Below are 16,586 nucleotides of genomic sequence, written 5' to 3'. Positions count from 1 at the left end.
TCAACCGATGCGTTCCCAGGTGCCCTCGCCCCGGCCTCGTTCGCGCAGCCGCACCTTCGCGATCTTCTCGGTGGGGGTGCGGGGGAGGGCATCGAGGAACTCGACGAACCGCGGGATCATGTGTGCTGCAAGGCGTTCGGTCAGCCAGGCGGTGAGCGTCGCGCCGTCGAGGTCGGTTCCCGGGCGCCGGACGACGAACACCATCACCTCTTCCTCGCTCAACTCACTGGGCACTCCGATGGCCGCGGCCTCCGCCACCTCGGGGGTGGGTCTGCACCGCAGCCTCGACGTCCAGCGCCGAGATGTTCTCGCCACGCCGCCGGATCACCTCACCGGATCGCCCCAGGAAGGCCAGCCAGCCGTCGTCCGACAGCATGCCGAGATCGCCGGTGTGGACCCAGCCTCGGCGGATCGCGCGCTCGGTCGCCTCGGGCATCGCGAAGTAGCCGTTCATCACCAGACCGGGCTCGCGCCCGCGCACCAGGATCTCGCCGACCTCGCCGGGTGGTAGCAGCCGGCCCTCGACGTCGGCGATCGCCACCTCGAAGGCATCCAGCACGCGTCCGGCAAACCCGGTGCGGTGCGGGGCATCCAGCGGGTCGTAGACCGGTACGCCCGCATCGGTCAGCCCGTACACCTCGTACAGCGGGATGCCGAAACGGGCCTCGAAGTCGGCCTTCCACCCGGGCATCGGGACGCCCCAGGCCAGCCGCACCCGGTGGTCGCGATCACGAGGATCGGCAGGGGCCTGCCACAGCATGGCCAGTGTCGCCCCCATGAAGCTCATCACCGAGGCGTCGAACCGGCGGACGTCGTCCCAGAACCCGGACGTGCTGTACCGCGGCGCGATCGCGGCGGTGCCCCCGACGCTCAGCGCCGCCACCACGGTCAACGTGGCGGCATCGATGTGGAACAGCGGGAAGGGGGTGTAGAGCACGTCATCGGCGGTCAGGCCGAGGGCCTGCGCGTGCAAGGCGCCCTGGCGCAGGACGTAGGTGTGGCTGAGCACGCAGGCCTTGGACACCCCGGTGGTCCCGAGGTGAACAACATGATCGCCGGCTCTAGCGGGTCGACCTCGACAACGGCCGGAACCGGCGAACCGGGCGTCGAGGAGGCGAGTTCGTCGAACTCGGACGACGGCACCCGCACCACGCGCTGCAGGTCGGGCAACCGATCCCGGACGGCGTCCAACGGCGCCGCGAGGTCGTCGTCCACCACCGCGATCCGCGCCCGCGTGAGGCGGAACGCGTGCGCCAGCCCGTCGCCGATCAGCGCGGTGTTCACCGGGACGTGCACCGCCCCGAGGCGAGCCACCGCCAACCACAGCAGCACCAGCTCGACACTGTTGCCCATCAGGGCAACCACCGGCTCACCGTTGCGGACCCCGAGCCGATGCAGCCCGGCGGCGAGGATGCCGCACGTCGCTCGGCGTCGCGGTAGGTGAGGGCCTCCTGCCGGGTGCGCAGGAAGTCCCGCTCGGCGAACGCCGGATCGGCGGCCCGCCGGGCCAGTTCGGCAGCGATCACGCGTGGCCGAACCAGCTGTCGAGGTCGAGTCCGAGGGTGGGGCGATCGAGACCGAACAGCGCGGCGGCGTTGCCGCCGAGCAGGGAGTCGAGGGTCGCGGCGTCCAGCCCTGCCGCGCGCCACTCGGCCAACGCCCGGACGGGGTCGATCACCGGCCAGTCGGTGGCGAACAGCACCTGGGCGCGCAGCAGGTTGGGCATCATCGCGAACACCACCTCCCACCCGGTGCCGGCCCGCGCGACGTACTTGGGGGCCAGACCGCCGAACTCCAGGAAGACCGTCGGGTGGCGCCGGGCGACGGCGGCGAACTCGGTTGCCCAGGGCCACCCGGCATGTGCGGCGATCAGGCGCAGCTCGGGGAAGTCGACCGCGACCTGGTCGAGCATCTCGGGCCGCTCGTGCCGGATCGGGTGGGTGCGGGCGTAGTTGATGCCGGTGTGTACCGCCACCACGAGGCCGAGCTCCTCGGCGCGGGCGTAGACCGGGTAGAGCAGTCGATCGTCGATGTCGAGGGAGAAGAACGCGGGCTCGAGGCAGATGCCGCGCAACCCGACTCTCGCCGCGGCGTCCACCTGGGCGCAGGCCCGACGCGGACGCAGCTCGTGCAGGTCGACGGTGCCGACCCCGACGAACCGGTCCGGGTACTCGTCGATCACCTCGACGAGCGCGGCGTTGAGGGCATCTGCGCTCTCGCCGCCCTCGCTCTCGGCGTGCATCACCGCTTGCCGCACGCCCGCGGCGTCCAGGGCTTCGAGCAGGGCCGTCAGGCTGCCGGAGTTGATCTTGTCGGTCAGGTTCAGCACCCGGTCGTAGGACTCCGCTGCGCGGCCGGTCATGGTGTAGGTGGCATCCGGTCGGCGATCCTGCGGCAGCCGAACCCGGGCATCGATCAGCGGCATGGCTCCTCCTCGAGCAGGGTGACGCTAGGCGGAAGTGTTCACCACCGAGGCCTGCATCGGGAGGGGGGCGTGCCGAGTCCTGGCTGTGGTCCTGATCGCGTACAACGTTGTCGCTGCGTTGTCACGGCGTTGCGGAGCCGAGCGCGGGTGTGTCGAGGCGTCGAGCGGCGGTGCTGAACTGTCGAGCAGCGATCAGATCCAGCTGAACTGGTGATCGTCGCGGGTCAGCGGATCGCGGCGGTGGCCACTGTCGTGATACGTGAGCGCCGCACCGACGACGGTCCACGGCGCGAGGTGGGAGGGAGCGTCGTTCAGATACTCCTGGCACGTGACACAACGGGCGATGTGGGGGTAGTCCACGACCTGTGGACGGGGCAGGCTGCGCGTCGGCGGAACCTCTTCGGGCTGCATCGCACCCGGTGACTCGGCAAGCAGCGACATGCCTCATTGTGTCGTGCGTCGCACTCTGGCCCTGAAGGACCAAAGGTCCGGGTTCAGCGGCGATTCATGCGTCGTTCAGGCATCACGCCTATCGCGATCTGCCCTGCGGAACGCACCATCGTCTCTCGCGGGAGCGCCCCTAGGCTGCCGGGTATGCCGCCCACGATCGATCCCGCCCGTCTCGTCCCGCGGACCCTCGACATCGCCGGCGTCGCCACCGCGGTGATCGACACCGGTGAGCCCGAGGCGTCGGCGCACGCCGCCGCGCACGCCGCAGATGCTGCGCTGCCGTTGCTGCTGCTGCACGGTTCGGGGCCGGGGTCACGGCCACGGCCAACTGGCGCGTGGTGGCACCCGAGTTCGCCCGGACCCGACGAGTCGTCGCCCCAGATCAGCTCGGCTTCGGTGGCACGGCCACCGGCCAGGACCGTCAGTTCGGGCGGGCTGCCTGGACCGAGCACGCCATCGCCGTGATGGACGCGGTGGGCCTGGACCGGGTGGACGTCGTCGGCAACTCGATGGGCGGCGCGATCGCGCTCTCGCTGGCGGCGGCCGTACCCGACCGGGTGCGCCGCGTCGTGGCGATGGGCAGTGTGGGCATCCAGATGCCGCTGTCCGAGGGGCTGGACGACGTGTGGGGGTACACGCCGTCGTTCGAGAACATGGAGCGCATCGTCCACCTGTTCACCGACGACGAGCGATTGATCACCGGTGACCTGATCACGATGCGCTACGAGGCGAGTGCCGTCCCGACCATCCGCGCCTCGTGGGAGGCGATGTTCCCCGCGCCGCGGCAACGGTGGCTGGACGACCTGGCCCTGAGCCAGGACGAGCTGAAGAGCCTGCGGCAGCCGACGCTGCTGATCCACGGCCGCGACGATCGGGTGATCCCGCTGGCCACCTCCTCGATCCCGATGATGAACCTGATCCCGGACGTCGAACTGCACGTCTTCGGCGGCTGCGGCCACTGGACCATGATCGAACGTGCGCCGCAGTTCGTGACCCTGGTGAGCGACTTCCTCGATCGGTAGGGCCGGCAGGGCCGGCAAGGGCCGGTGGGGCCGGTGGGGCTTGGTCTGCCGCCTGGTGGAATGGGCTGGTGGAATGGGTTGGTGAACCCGCTCCTGGTCGAGGTGCTGCCCGCCCTGCAGCTGGAGGCCGCGGACGTCGTCCGTCATCTCGACCTCGTTCCCGGCACCGCCCTGCCATCGCGGCTCGACGTCGGCTCGCTCGCGGCGGGAGCGGTGGCAGCCGCCGGTCTGGCGGCCCGGGCCGTGCGGGGAGGGGATCGGGTGCAGGTCGATCCCCGGCAGGTCGCCATCGCCGTGAGCAATGATCGACGGCAGACGATCGACGGGATGCCGGGCCAGGCCTTTGCGCCGCACTCGGGCTTCTTCGAGGCCGCCGATGGGTGGGTGCGCACACACGCCAACTACGCCCATCACCGGGCGCGGTTGCTCGCGAGGCTCGGCCTGTCGCCCGAGGCCGACGTGCGGGCACTCGCGGCCGCGATCGCCGACCGGCCGGCGCAACAGCTCGAGGACGAGATCACCGCGGCGGGCGGGATCGCCGTCCGGGTGCGGGCCCCGGCCGAGTGGGCTGCGGGTGATCAGGCGCGTGCCGTCCGGGGGCACGACCTGCTCTCGGTGAGGGCGGTGACCAGCCATCGCCCGGTGCCGGTCCGGGATCGGCCACGGGTGCTGGACCTGACCCGGGTGTTGGCCGGACCGGTGGCGACCCGCACCCTGGCCCTGGTGGGTTGCGACGTGCTGCGCGTCGACCCGCCGCACCTGCCCGAGGACGACGGCACCCACCTCGAGACAGACAGCGGCAAGCGCACCACCGAGCTGGATCTGCGAGACCCGGCCGCTCGGCGGCGATTCGAGGACCTGCTGGGCGAGGCCGACGTCCTGGTGACCGGGTACCGGCCGGGGGCGTTGGCCGCCTTCGGCCTGGACGAGGCCACCCTGGCCCGGCGGTACCCGCCGCTGATCGTCGCGACACTGTCGGCATGGACGCCGAGTGGGCCGTGGGGCGCTCGACGGGGATTCGACAGCATCGTGCAGGCGGCGACCGGGATCGCGGTGATCGAGTCACCGGACGGCGTGCGCCCGGGGGCGCTCCCCGCGCAGGTGCTCGATCACGCCACCGGCTATCTGATCGCCGCCGGGGTGTTGACGGCGATTCGTCGGCGCGCCGTGGCGGGCGGCACCTGGCGGGTGTCGGCGCACCTGGCCCGTACTGCTGCCTGGCTCCTCGCGCGGTCGCCGGGTGAGCCGGAGCAGGACCGGATCGCGCCTCTGGCGCTCGACGATCTCGCGCCGTACCTGGTGAGCACGGTCACCGACCACGGCACCGTGGTGCAGTCCCGTCCGGCGTTACGACTGGACGGCAGGTTCGACACCTTCGCCTGGGTGGGTCGCCGTCGCGGTGCCGACGACGCGGCCTGGGCGGGTGCGATCACCGGCGGGGACGACGGAACGCCACCACGAGCGGCACGATCGTGACCACGGCGAGCCCGGCGAACAGATAGGCGCCCCCCATCCCCGCAACGGTGGAGGAGGGATCGGCCGTGCTGCCGAACCACTGATCGCTGGCCACGCCGATGCTCTCGAGGAGCCAGTAGCCCAGGTAGGCGGTGGCCAGCACGAGACCGACCGGCCGGCGCTGCCAGGCCCAGACGGCGATGATCAGGGCGGCAGGGATCCAGAACGCCAGATCCTGATCGTGGATCGGGTTGGTGATCAGCCCGGTACCGGCGAGGAACTCCGGGGAGGACTCGCCCAACGCGGGCACGATCAGCCGCATCCAGGCCAGCAGGTTGGCCAGGGCGATGAACCCGAGGAAGGCCGCGATCGGCCGGGCCGCAGCCGTATTGAGGTGCCGGGCCACTGCGGCGACATCGAGCCCGCGCAGCAGCAGGACGACGCCCGCGATCGACAGGCCGAGCATTCCCTCGTAGACCAGGTACAGCGCATTGAAGGGCGTCGCGAAGACGATGAGGACGCTGTTGTAGAGCAGGTAGGCGGTGGCGGCCAGCCACCAGATCACGGCTCGTTCGGATCCGCGGTGGGTGAACCACATCGCGCCCAGCAGCACGGGAACGGCGACCGCGAGCATCACCAGCGCGGTCCCTCTCACCGAGCCCTTCATCACGGCGGGGCCGAACAGCACGCTCTGATCGAAGAACGTCACGGCAGTGCCGACGGCGACGACGACCGCCAGGATCAGGCCGACGGCGAACGGCGGGTGGTGCCCGGTTGCGGGGGAGCTGTCACGAGGTAGCTGACGGTCGAGGCGACGATGCGTGATGGCGCTCATGACGAGCGCTCCCTTCCTGGATTGTGCTGCTCACGCTATGCCGACATACCGGGCGAACCGGTTCTCAACGTCCTGTCGAGGTCGACCAAAGGCCCGGAGCGCAGGACCCGATAACCCCAGGGGGGCAGGCTGACCGAGGTGTCGGCCGCCAGGACCTCGGGGCCGGGTGCCGACAGTCCCGGCAGGGCGTCCTCGTAATGGCCGAGATGCAGCAGTCCCGAGAAGCTCACCTCGACGGGATGCGGGGACAGGTTCAGGCAGGCGAAGACCTTCTGGGTGCCGTTGTCGCGTACGAAGCTCAGGACCCGGGTTCCCTCGGTGCTGGGCACCCAGTGCATACGCGCGCCCCAGTCGCTGTTCCACAGCGCCGGGCACCGCCGACGCAATGTGATGAGTTGCCGATACACCTCGGCCATGCGATGAGGCTGCCAGTCGATGGGGTCGCGTTCGAAGAACGGCAGCCGGCGGGGGTTTCCGGCCTCTTGGCCGCTGTAGATCATCGGCAGCCCCTCGCCGATCACCGAGAGCACGATCGCGGCGTCCACCGCGTCGCCGAATTGCTCGTACTCGGTTCCCTCCCAGGCATTCTTGTCGTGGTTGCTGACGAACATCAGGCGCATCGACCGCCGCGGGAAGGCCTTCTCGTTCCACGAGTAGTAGATGTGCAGCGCCTTGACATCGGCTCGGCCGGAGGCGATGTGGTGCATGGTCACGTTCCAGGTCCAGGCGTAGGTGGCGTCGAAGGCGGCATGGTGCAGCTCGCGGGACTCCCACTCCGCCAACAGGAACACCGGCTTGATGCGCTCCAGTTCGGTGCGGGCGTGCTCCCAGAAGTCGGTGGGTACGTAGCCGGCGACATCGCAGCGGAACCCGTCGACGTCCACCTCGCGCACCCAGTACGCCAGGGCCTGTGTCATGTAGCGGCGCAGTTCGGGCCGGGAGTAGTCGAGGTCGATGACGTCGTCCCAGTCCCACCAGGGTGTCGAACGCAGCTCACCCAACGGGTCGCGATCGAACCACTCGGGGTGCTCGGTGACCAGGACGTTGTCCCAGGCGGTGTGGTTGGCGACCCAGTCCAGGATCACCCGTAGTCCGAGGTCGTGGGCGGCGCGGACGAACGACCGCAGGTCGTCCAGGTCACCGAACTCGGGATTGACGCTGTAGTGGTCGCGCACCGCATACGGGCTGCCGAGCGTGCCCTTGCGGTGCTGTCGGCCGATCTCGTGCACCGGCATCAGCCAGATGATGCCCACGCCGAGGTCGGCGAGGCGTTCGAGGTGGTCCTGGGCGGCCCGGAAGGTGCCCTCGGGGGTGAACTGGCGGGTGTTCAGCTGATAGATGACCGCATCCCGGCACCAGTCCGGGTGGGTCAGCGTCACCGGGCTGCGCGGTTGAAACCGATCGAGGTCGTCCATGGGAGTCCTGCCCCGACGTCGTGGCCGTGCCGATCGCACGGCGGTTGGTTACGAAACGTAGCGGCAAGGATGGTGAATCCTCCAGCAACTTGCGTGAAACTTGCGTTCGTAAGGGGATCTCACCTTGCGGTCCGATGGCTGACAGCGCTGTGGTGTCGGACGCCGTCCGGTGCGGCCGTGGAGGAGCGCACCAGGAGTTGTGGGCGGAACATGTACTCCGCGCGCGGGGCGGGGTGTCCGGCGATCTCGGCCAGCAGGGCCTGCGCTGCGGCGTCCGCCATGTCCTCGATGGGGGAGCGAACCGTGGTCAGGGCCGGGGCGAAGTACTCGGCGTACGGGATGCCGTCGCTGCCGACCACCGACAGCTCACCCGGCAGGTCGAGGCCTCGCGCCCGCGCTTCACGGAAGGCGCCCAGGGCCATCACATCGCTGCCGCAGATCACGGCCGTGACGCCTCGCTCGATCAGCGCGCCGGTGGCCTCGGCCCCGCCGTCGACGGAGAACACGGAGTGCTCCACCAGATCACGGACCTCGGCCGGGCCGAGCGTGGGGTCGACGTGGCGGCGCAGTGCAAGGTCGAATGCGGCGACCTTGCGCAGCACCGGGACGTACCGCTCGGGTCCCATCGCCAGGCCGATGCGGCGGTGGCCCAATTCGCTCAGATGCTGCACGGAGAGGTCGATCGTCGCCGCGTCATCGTTGGACAGGAAGGGAGCGTCGACGCCGGGGACGTAGCCGTTGACCAACACGATCGGCAGGCCCTGCTCGCGCAGCGCGACGTAGCGCTGGGGGTCGGTATCGCTGTTGGCGTGGATGCCCGAGACGAAGATGATGCCGGCGACGTGCCGGTCGATCAGCATGCGCACGTACTCGTCCTCGTGCACCACGCCCTGCGACTGTGAGCACAGCACCGGGGTGTAGCCGTGGTGAGCCAGGGCGCTCTCGATCCGTTGCGCGAAGCTGGGGAACACCGGGTTGTCCAACTCGGGCACGATCAGCCCGATCAGGCCGGCGCGCTTGGCGCGCATCCGGGTCGGGCGTTCGTACCCGAGGCGCTCCATCGTCGCCAGGATCGCCCGCCGATTGTCCGCCGAGACCCCGGGCTTGTCGTTGAGCACCCGGCTGACTGTCGCCTCACTGACCTTGGCACGCGCCGCGATGTCACTCAGACGCACCCGCATGCAGGCATGGTATGCGCCGTCCCGGTCCCGTGAGTCCATCGCGTTACCCGATCGTTGCAAGCAAGTATCACGCAAGTACTTCCCGCAACTTGCAGCCCTTGCTAGCGTCCAGATTGGCCACGGGAAACCCGTCGTCACGCTGTGTAGTCCTCGTGGCTCGTACCTCCGAGACTAGGGAGCACCATGCGTATGTCCCCCCGGGTGCTGGCCGTTCTGGCCGGCGCCACTCTGCTCACCACGGCGTGTGGCGGTGGCTCGACCACCCCCAGTGCGTCGAGCTCGGCCCCGGATGCCAGCGCGTCGGCGTCCGCGCCGGCGGCCAGTCCCTCGGGTAGTGCCGCCCCGGTTCGCAGCAATGCGGACCTGGTGATCTGGACCGACGAGCTGAAGGCTCCCGGCGTCAAGCCCATCGCCGCGAAGTTCGCGGCCGACAACGGCATCACGGTCGACGTCCAGGTCATCTCCGCCGACCTGCAGGCCAACTTCGTCACCGCCAATGCCGCCGGCAACGGTCCCGATGTGTTCACCGGTGCCCACGACTGGATCGGCAACCTGGTGCAGAACGGGGCCATCGCGCCGCTGCAGATCGGTGCCGACAAGCTGTCCGGCTACGCGCCGATCGCGGTCAAGGCGACGACCTATCAGAGCAAGCTCTACGCGTTGCCGTACGGCTTCGAGGCGATTGCCCTCTACCGCAACACGGCCGTTGCCCCGAACGAGCCCAAGACGCTCGACGAGGCCATCACGGTCGGGCAGGCAGCGGTCAAGGCCGGCAAGGTCGAGTCCGCACTCAACCTGCAGCAGGGCGACAACGGCGACGCCTACCACATGGAGCCGGTCATGACCTCCATGGGCGGCTATCTGTTCGGCAGCACCTCGGCGGGCGACTACGACCCGAAGGACCTCGGCGTCGGCAAGCCGGGCTCCATCGCGGCCGCCAAGAAGATCTACGAGCTCGGTGAGAAGGGCAGCAAGGTGTTGCGCCGTTCGATCAGCGGTGACAACTCGATCGCGCTGTTCGCCAGTGGAAAGGCCGCCTACCTGGTCTCCGGTCCGTGGGCGCTGCCGGACATCAAGAAGTCCGGCATGAAGTACGCCATCTCGCCGGTTCCCGGGTTCGCCGGTCAGAAGCCGGCCAAGCCGTTCTCCGGCGTCCAGGGCTTCTACGTCGCCTCCAAGGGCAAGAACCAGGCCTTCGCGCAGGAGTTCGTGGCCAACGCCATGAACACCGAGGCCGCCATGCAGTCGATGTACGACGGCGCCAAGATCCCGCCGGCGATGAACTCGGTGGCGGCCAAGGTCGGTGCCGACAGCCCCGACGTGAAGGTGTTCGTCGAGGCCGCCAAGGGCGGTGACCCGATGCCGGCCATCCCGGCCATGCAGGAGGTCTGGGAGCCGCTGGGCAAGGCCTATTCGGCCATCATCGGCGGCGCTGATCCGACGACCACGATGACCGCCACCGGCAAGGCGATCGCGGCCAAGATCGGCTAGCGAGCCTCAGTTCGTCGCTGCGGGGCCGGTAGACACGGATTGCCGGCCCCGCAGTGGCTCCACCCCTCGATGCCTCGACGAACCGGGAGCGCATGGTGGCAACGACAACTCCGACCCGGCCGACTCCGGCCGAACCCGACCAGCACCGCCCCGCGAACCGTCCGGCCGGTACCACGACCGCCGTGCTGGCCAAGGTGATCGGTCTGGGCCTCGTGCTCGGCCTCGCCGGCACCATCACACCCACGCTGCTCGGCCAGGAACGCTGGGCCTTCCTGGCCATCGTCTGGATCATCGCTGCGCTGGCCCTGTTCGCCTACCTCGGGAAGGGCCGGTTGCCGGCCAAGTACATCCTGCCCGGCACCCTGCTGCTGTTCCTGTTCGTGGTCTATCCGGTGGTGATGACGGCCAAGGCCTCGACCACGAACTTCGGTGACGGGACCCGGCAGTCCAAGCCGGAGACGATCACCCAGATCATCGCCTCCTCGGTCACCCAGACGCCCGACGCGCCGCGGTACACCATGACCGTGGCCACTCAGGCGTCGGTCACCGACGGGCCGTTCACGCTGTTCCTGGTGAACCAGAAGGACAACAGCATCTCGCGGGGTACGTCCGAGGGGCTGGACACCGTGGCCGCAGGCGACGTCACGGTGACCGACAATGCCGTGACCTCGGCGCCGGGTTACACCATCCTCACCCCGCAACAGGTCAACGCCGCCAACGCGAAGATCAAGGAGATCGCGGTCCCGACCGAGAAGGGCGCGATCCGACCGCTGGGAATCCGCCAGGCGTTCGAGGGCATCACCACGCTGAAGTACGACGAAGCGACCGACACGATCACCGACACCCAGACCGGGGTGACGTACACGCCGGTCACGTCCGGCGATCGCGAGTACTTCACCTCCGCCGACGGCAAGCGGGTCTCCGATCAGTCCTGGCTGGCCACCGTGGGGGCGGACAACTACCAACGGGCACTGACGGATTCGCGCATCCGAGCGGACTTCATCCGGATCTTCATCTGGACCGTTGCCTTCGCGACGTTGTCCGTCGGCACCTGCTTCCTGCTCGGTCTGGTACTCGCCACGGTGCTCAACGACGACCGACTCAAGGGCCAACGGATCTACCGGTCGGTGCTCCTGCTGCCCTACGCCATCCCCGGCTTCATCTCGTTGCTCGTCTGGTCGGGCTTCTTCAACAAGGACTTCGGCCTGATCAACAGCCTGACCGGGCTCGACATCGGCTGGTTCACCTCCGTCGGGTGGGCGCGCACCGCGGTGATCGTGACCAACCTCTGGATGGGGTTCCCCTACATGTTCCTGGTGTGTACAGGGGCACTGCAGGCGATCCCGGCGGATCTGAAGGAGGCGGCGGCGATCGACGGGGCCAGCGGGTTCACCCAGTTCCGCAAGATCACGTTTCCCCTGTTGCTGGTGACCGTGGCACCGTTGCTGGTGAGCTCGTTCGCCTTCAACTTCAACAACTTCAACGCCGTCCAGCTGCTCACCGAGGGGGCACCCTTCGCCCCGGACAACCCCACTGCAGGCGGCACCGACATCCTGATCAGCTACACCATCCGGCTGGCCTTCGGCGCGGGCGGTGCCCAGCTCGGGTTCGCCTCGGCGATCTCGGTGTTGTTGTTCGTGTTGACCGGCGTGATCGCCGCGATCCAGTTCCGGGCCACCCGCACCCTCGAGGATGTGAACTGACATGAGCGATCGCACCGAGAGCGTGACGCGCGGGTCCGTCAGCCGGGCGGCGCGTCCCAGTACCGAGCTGGCGCCCGAGGTGAAGCTGAAGGGCCTGCGCTGGTGGCGCGAGGTCGGCTGGCGTCACGTCGTGGGCCTGATCGCGGTGGCCTTCGCGATCTTCCCCGTGGTCTACATCATCTCCGCGGCATTCAACCCACTGGGCTCGGTGGTGGCGACCGGGTTGATCCCCAAGTCCTTCAGCCTGGAGAACTTCCACAAGCTGCTGACCGACCCGGGCCGGCCCTACCTGCGCTGGCTGGGTAACAGTCTGCTGGTGGCTTTCGTGGTCACCGTCGTCCAGGTGTTCTGCAGCGCTCTGGCTGCCTACGCCTTCTCGCGCTTCCGGTTCACCGGACGGCGCGGCGGCCTGCTCACGCTGCTGCTGATCCAGATGTTCCCGCAGTTCCTGGCCGCGATCGCGATCTTCTCGATGTTCACCACCATCGGCGAGGTGATCCCGCGGATGGGCCTGAACACGCTGCTCGGCTACACGCTGGTGCTGTTCGGCGGTGCGCTCGGTCAGGTCTGGCTGATCAAGGGCTTCTTCGACTCGATTCCCAAGGACCTGGACGAGGCGGCCACCGTGGACGGCGCGGGTCATGCCACGGTGTTCTTCCGGATCATCCTGCCGCTGGTGCGGCCGGTGATCGCCGTGACCGGACTGCTGGCCTTCGTGGGAGCCATCAACGAGTTCCTGTTGGCCTCGATCTTCCTGCGAGGAGAGCGGGTCAAGACCGTCGCGGTGGGGCTCTACGGCCTGATCGACCAGGACCGATCGAACAACCTCGGCGTGTTCGCCGCCGGCGCACTGTTGACCGCGCTACCGGTCGTCATCCTGTTCCAGTACCTGCAGCGCTTCATCGCCGGTGGCATCACCGCCGGCGCGGTCAAGGGCTGACCCACCACCCCGCCCAAACCCGCTCATGCTCCGCGGGTGACGCGTCATGCTCCCGTTCTGACGGCCATGGTGCGTCAGCTGCGGAGCATGAGCGTTCACCCGCGGAGCATGAGCGGGTTTGTCAGGGGGGTATCAGGGGTGTCAGGGGGTGGGGGTGTCGGTGGGGGTGGCCTCGGGATCGGCGGGAACGGCGATGTTGAACATCCACGGGACGCCGAACTTGTCGATGAACATGCCGTACTCGTCGCCCCACATCTGCTTCTCCAGCGGGGTGATCACGTTGGCGCCCTCGGACAGTCCGGCCCAATAGCCTCGCAACTGTTCGGCGTCGTCGCCGGTGAGAGCGACCGTGATCGACGACCCGGCGCTGCGCTCCATGCCGGGTGGGGTGTCGGCACCCATGATGGTGTAGCCGGCCTCGGTCTCCAGTTGGGCGTGCATGATCAGATTTCCGACGCCCCCGTCGGTCATGCCGAACTCCTCGAAGGTGGTGACGTGCAACTCACCCCCGAGGACGTCGCGATAGAACTCCAGGGCCTGCCGAGCGGTGTCGCCGAAGCTGAGGTAGGGGTTGAGGCGGGTCGACATGTGATGAGCTCCTTGCGTCCGGGTGCGCGTTCGATCGCGGATTCGGGCCGAATCGATCAGGTGCGCGACAAACGTGCCGGGCAGCTTAGGACGCGCTCTCGGGTTTGTCCTCCCTGGGAGGCGGACAGATACCCCTAGGGGTATCTGTTAGAGTCGGACCATGAGTCGTCGAACCGCTGCCGTCCTGACGGCTGCCCTGGCGCTGGCCGGAATGACCTCCCTTGCCGGCTGCGGATCCTCGGGCGGGACCGCGCAACCGGCCCCGGCGGCGTCCAGCGTCGCCTACGCCGCGATCATCGACGTGCGGACGCCGGCCGAGTTCGCTCAGGGGCACGTCGTCGGAGCACGCAACATCGACGTCGAGTCCGCTGGATTCGCCGCCGAGATCGCCGCGCTGCCCACGAGCGGCACCTACCTGGTCTACTGCCGCAGCGGTAACCGTTCGGCCCAGGCCGCCGCGACGATGCGTGACGCCGGGCTCACCGTGGCCGACGGCGGTGGCCTGAACGACATGCAGGGTCTGGGTTATCCCTTCGGGGGCTGACCTTCCCATCCATCCACCTTCACCCCGGTACCCCTTCACTCGAGGAGTCATCAGCATGTGCAGCCCCGCCACCTGCCGGACCTGCGGCAAGGCCACCTACACCGGATGCGGTCAGCACGTCGAGCAGGTGCTGCGCGGCGTGGCGAAGCGGGATCGGTGCTCCTGCCCGCCCGACCAGCGCCGCACCGGCGGTCTGCTGTCCCGGCTGTTCGGGCGCTGAGCGCGGCCGATCAGAACCTGACCGCGAGGGCGGTGGCGATCTGGGCGCCACCGCCCTTCGCTGTGCCGTGCCACTGTCGCGTGCCCGAGGGGTCCGGAGTCGGCATGTCGGCATCGGGCCGCATCGGGCCAGCACTGAGCGCGGTCACTTCTGGTCCGATGACAGCGTTGTCGAGTGGTGAAAGTTACCGCAGCTCGGTCCGAACTGACCGCACGGGCTCGGAAGCGACCGCACAGCACCGGAACTGACCGCACGGGCTCGGAAGTGACCACACAGCTTCCGAACTGACCGCACGGGCTCGGAAGCGACCGCACGCGCCGGGCACGCTCGCGCGGGCGGGCTCCCTCGGGCGGGCGAGCACCTCACCCGACCGGCCGATCACGACTGGGGCCTCAATGTGAGCCGTTGGGCGACCGATCAACCATCTGGCCGCACACTGCGCCGTCCGGGGGAGGTCGGCCGTGTGGGGCACCGGTCACGGAACGCACCCAGTGAAGGAGCCCTCACCATGGCCTCGATCCTCGTCGTGGACGACGACCCCGACATCTGTGCTCTGCTCGAGTTCAAACTGTCCAGCGGCGGCCACGAAGTATCGGTCGAACACGATGGAGAGGCGGCGCTGGCAGCGCTCGAACAGCAGCAGGTCGACCTGGTGTTGCTCGACTGGATGATGCCGCGCATGGGCGGGCTCGAGGTGTGCCTGGCCATGCGTGCCGATGACCGCTACTCCCACATCCCGGTGCTGATGCTCACCGCCAAGGCCCAGGAGGCCGACGTCCAGCGTGGCCTCGCGGCCGGTGCGGACGACTACATCCTCAAGCCGTTCAGCCCGCGCGAGGTGGCTGCCCGCATCGACGCGTCGCTGGCACGGGCGGTGCGCTGACGCATGGTCGACGCCAACGGCGGCCTGGTCCTGCTCCTCACCGAGATCTTGACCGTGCTCGTCGTCCTGATGGTGCTCGCCACCGCCGGGGTGCGGGGATGGCGGCGCCGGCGGGAGCGATCCCGGCTCGAGGCCGAGGCCGTCGCCCGCCCACTGATCCTGGCCGCCCTGGATGCGGAGGTCTCGGCCGGCGAGGAGGGCGAGGAGCCGCCTGCAGTGAGCCACCTGGTCGGTCGCTATCTGGACTCCATGGCCTCCGCCATGGCCGGCAAGCTGCGCGGCGGCGATCGCGCCGTGCTCGTCGACCTGCTGCGCCGACGGGGCACTGTGGACGCCGCCCGCCGGAACTGCCGTTCGATCCTGACCTCCCGGCGGCTGCGGGCCGTCGAACTCCTGGGCAGCCTCGGGTTGGCGGATGCCGTCCCCGAGTTGGTCGCTCGGCTGGACGACTCGGACGACGAGGTGCGCCGCGCCGCGGTGCGTGCTCTCGGCCGCACCGCCTCGACGGACGCCGTCCCCGCCCTGCTCGCGCTGCTGGACGCCCCGAACCGGCGCGAGTCGGAGCACTACATCACCCTCGCCCTGCTGCGCATGGGGCCGGCGGCCGTGGGGCGATTGACCTCCGCGCTGCGGACCCACGGACCGCGCGGACGATGCGCTGCGGCCAAGGTGCTCGGCTGGCTCGGCGAGCCCTCGGCGGTCGCTCCGCTGCAGCACTCGCTGGACGACGGCGACCCCGCAGTGCGGGCCGCCGCGGTCGAGGCCCTCGGGCGAATCGGTCTGCCCACTCCCGCAGGTGCGATGCGCGAGTTGCTCTCATCGGCCCAACCGGTTGCGGTGCGACAGGCTGCGGCGACCGCCCTCGGCCGGCTGGGCGACCCGCGCAGTGCGGACGTCCTGACCGGGCTCCTGGTGGGCGAGACCCACGTGTTGGCCCGCGCCGCGGCCGGGTCACTGGCGCTGCTGGGGCCGAAGGGCGTGACCGCGCTACGGGGTTGGGCTCATGTGCCGGAGGCTGCCGAGGTCCTCATCGGCCGCGGCGAGGTCGATGCCGGCGACGTACCGGCAGCTGCCTCAGGTGCCGCCTCGACCATGGAGGTGTCCGGATGAAGGGCGTGCTGACCACGACGGTCATCGTCTTCAACGTGCTGGTGATGACCTACGCGCTGGTGGTCGCGATCTCGCAGCTCACGCTGGTCGGCGGCGCCGCCGTCAACCTGCGTCGCGAGCTGCGCCGCAACCTGAGCAGCCGCAAGGAGGATCTGTTCGCCCACCCCGACACCCCCGGCCTGTCGGTGCTGGTTCCGGCGTTCAACGAGTCGCCCATGATCGCGGAGTGTCTGCGCTCCGTCGTCGACCAGCGTTACCCCGAGTTCGAGGTGATCGTGGTGGACGACGGGTCGACCGACGACACCTTCGATCTGCTGCGTGACG

General features: G+C 69.2%; 18 protein-coding genes. 9 read left to right on the top strand and 9 right to left on the bottom strand.

The features are described 5' to 3' along the window. From IPK24_23570 to IPK24_23550, 5 genes are all read right to left on the bottom strand, one after another. Positions 1-258, bottom strand: a complete 258-nt coding sequence (locus tag IPK24_23570) for a hypothetical protein (protein ID MBK8078444.1) — start codon at positions 256-258, stop codon at positions 1-3. After that, entirely contained in the window at positions 224-1,024 is an 801-nt protein-coding gene (locus IPK24_23565; protein MBK8078443.1) for an AMP-binding protein, read from the bottom strand. Before IPK24_23565 ends, IPK24_23570 begins: the two co-directional genes overlap by 35 nt. Then, positions 949-1,572 (bottom strand): acyl--CoA ligase, encoded by a 624-nt coding sequence (locus tag IPK24_23560; protein ID MBK8078442.1) that lies wholly within the window; start codon positions 1,570-1,572, stop codon positions 949-951. The genes IPK24_23565 and IPK24_23560 overlap by 76 nt, the downstream gene beginning before the upstream one ends. Then, positions 1,523-2,425 (bottom strand): amidohydrolase, encoded by a 903-nt coding sequence (locus IPK24_23555; GenBank protein ID MBK8078441.1) that lies wholly within the window; start codon positions 2,423-2,425, stop codon positions 1,523-1,525. Before IPK24_23555 ends, IPK24_23560 begins: the two co-directional genes overlap by 50 nt. 192 nt (positions 2,426-2,617) lie before the next feature. Further along, positions 2,618-2,866, bottom strand: coding sequence for a hypothetical protein (locus IPK24_23550; protein MBK8078440.1), 249 nt, complete (start codon positions 2,864-2,866; stop codon positions 2,618-2,620). Positions 2,867-3,210: 344 nt separating this feature from the next. On the opposite strand from IPK24_23550, the gene IPK24_23545 reads away from it, so the two are divergent. Further along, positions 3,211-3,897: an alpha/beta fold hydrolase gene (locus IPK24_23545; GenBank protein ID MBK8078439.1), complete on the top strand. Its 687-nt coding sequence runs from the start codon at positions 3,211-3,213 to the stop codon at positions 3,895-3,897. A 60-nt stretch (positions 3,898-3,957) separates the two neighbouring features. Next, entirely contained in the window at positions 3,958-5,373 is a 1,416-nt protein-coding gene (locus IPK24_23540) for a CoA transferase (protein MBK8078438.1), read from the top strand. On the opposite strand, the gene IPK24_23535 is transcribed toward IPK24_23540, so the two are convergent. The 3 genes from IPK24_23535 to IPK24_23525 all read right to left on the bottom strand — a co-directional run bounded on the left by IPK24_23535 (position 5,327) and on the right by IPK24_23525 (position 8,783). Further along, positions 5,327-6,187 (bottom strand): hypothetical protein, encoded by an 861-nt coding sequence (locus IPK24_23535; protein ID MBK8078437.1) that lies wholly within the window; start codon positions 6,185-6,187, stop codon positions 5,327-5,329. The two genes, IPK24_23540 and IPK24_23535, sit on opposite strands and share 47 nt — an antisense overlap. A 35-nt stretch (positions 6,188-6,222) precedes the next feature. Beyond that, a complete protein-coding gene (locus IPK24_23530; protein MBK8078436.1) occupies positions 6,223-7,602 on the bottom strand; it encodes an alpha-amylase in 1,380 nt (459 codons plus the stop codon). A gap of 119 nt (positions 7,603-7,721) precedes the next feature. After that, a complete protein-coding gene (locus tag IPK24_23525) occupies positions 7,722-8,783 on the bottom strand; it encodes a LacI family DNA-binding transcriptional regulator (GenBank protein ID MBK8078435.1) in 1,062 nt (353 codons plus the stop codon). 183 nt (positions 8,784-8,966) lie between these two features. Here IPK24_23525 and IPK24_23520 point away from each other — a divergent pair, with 183 nt between their 5' ends. The 3 genes from IPK24_23520 (at position 8,967) to IPK24_23510 (ending at position 12,917) form a co-directional block, all read left to right on the top strand. Next, positions 8,967-10,274: a maltose ABC transporter substrate-binding protein gene (locus tag IPK24_23520; GenBank protein ID MBK8078434.1), complete on the top strand. Its 1,308-nt coding sequence runs from the start codon at positions 8,967-8,969 to the stop codon at positions 10,272-10,274. 92 nt (positions 10,275-10,366) lie between these two features. Then, positions 10,367-11,977, top strand: a complete 1,611-nt coding sequence (locus tag IPK24_23515) for an ABC transporter permease subunit (GenBank protein ID MBK8078433.1) — start codon at positions 10,367-10,369, stop codon at positions 11,975-11,977. A gap of 1 nt (position 11,978) precedes the next feature. Beyond that, positions 11,979-12,917 (top strand): sugar ABC transporter permease, encoded by a 939-nt coding sequence (locus IPK24_23510; GenBank protein MBK8078432.1) that lies wholly within the window; start codon positions 11,979-11,981, stop codon positions 12,915-12,917. A gap of 141 nt (positions 12,918-13,058) precedes the next feature. On the opposite strand, the gene IPK24_23505 is transcribed toward IPK24_23510, so the two are convergent. Then, positions 13,059-13,505: a VOC family protein gene (locus IPK24_23505; protein MBK8078431.1), complete on the bottom strand. Its 447-nt coding sequence runs from the start codon at positions 13,503-13,505 to the stop codon at positions 13,059-13,061. A 160-nt stretch (positions 13,506-13,665) separates the two neighbouring features. Here IPK24_23505 and IPK24_23500 point away from each other — a divergent pair, with 160 nt between their 5' ends. From IPK24_23500 to IPK24_23485, 4 genes are all read left to right on the top strand, one after another. After that, entirely contained in the window at positions 13,666-14,049 is a 384-nt protein-coding gene (locus IPK24_23500) for a rhodanese-like domain-containing protein (GenBank protein ID MBK8078430.1), read from the top strand. A 55-nt stretch (positions 14,050-14,104) separates the two neighbouring features. Then, positions 14,105-14,269, top strand: coding sequence for a hypothetical protein (locus IPK24_23495; protein ID MBK8078429.1), 165 nt, complete (start codon positions 14,105-14,107; stop codon positions 14,267-14,269). 508 nt (positions 14,270-14,777) lie between these two features. Beyond that, on the top strand, positions 14,778-15,152 hold the full coding sequence (locus IPK24_23490; protein MBK8078428.1) for a response regulator: 375 nt from the start codon (positions 14,778-14,780) through the stop codon (positions 15,150-15,152). 3 nt (positions 15,153-15,155) lie between these two features. Beyond that, positions 15,156-16,262, top strand: coding sequence for a HEAT repeat domain-containing protein (locus IPK24_23485; protein ID MBK8078427.1), 1,107 nt, complete (start codon positions 15,156-15,158; stop codon positions 16,260-16,262). The last annotated feature ends 324 nt before the right edge of the window (positions 16,263-16,586 follow it).

It is taken from the genome of Kineosporiaceae bacterium, from assembly GCA_016713225.1.
Taxonomy (GTDB): domain Bacteria; phylum Actinomycetota; class Actinomycetes; order Actinomycetales; family Kineosporiaceae; genus JADJPO01.
The sequence above is the reverse complement of the archived record's forward strand: the minus strand, read 5'-3'. Positions and strand labels throughout refer to the sequence as shown.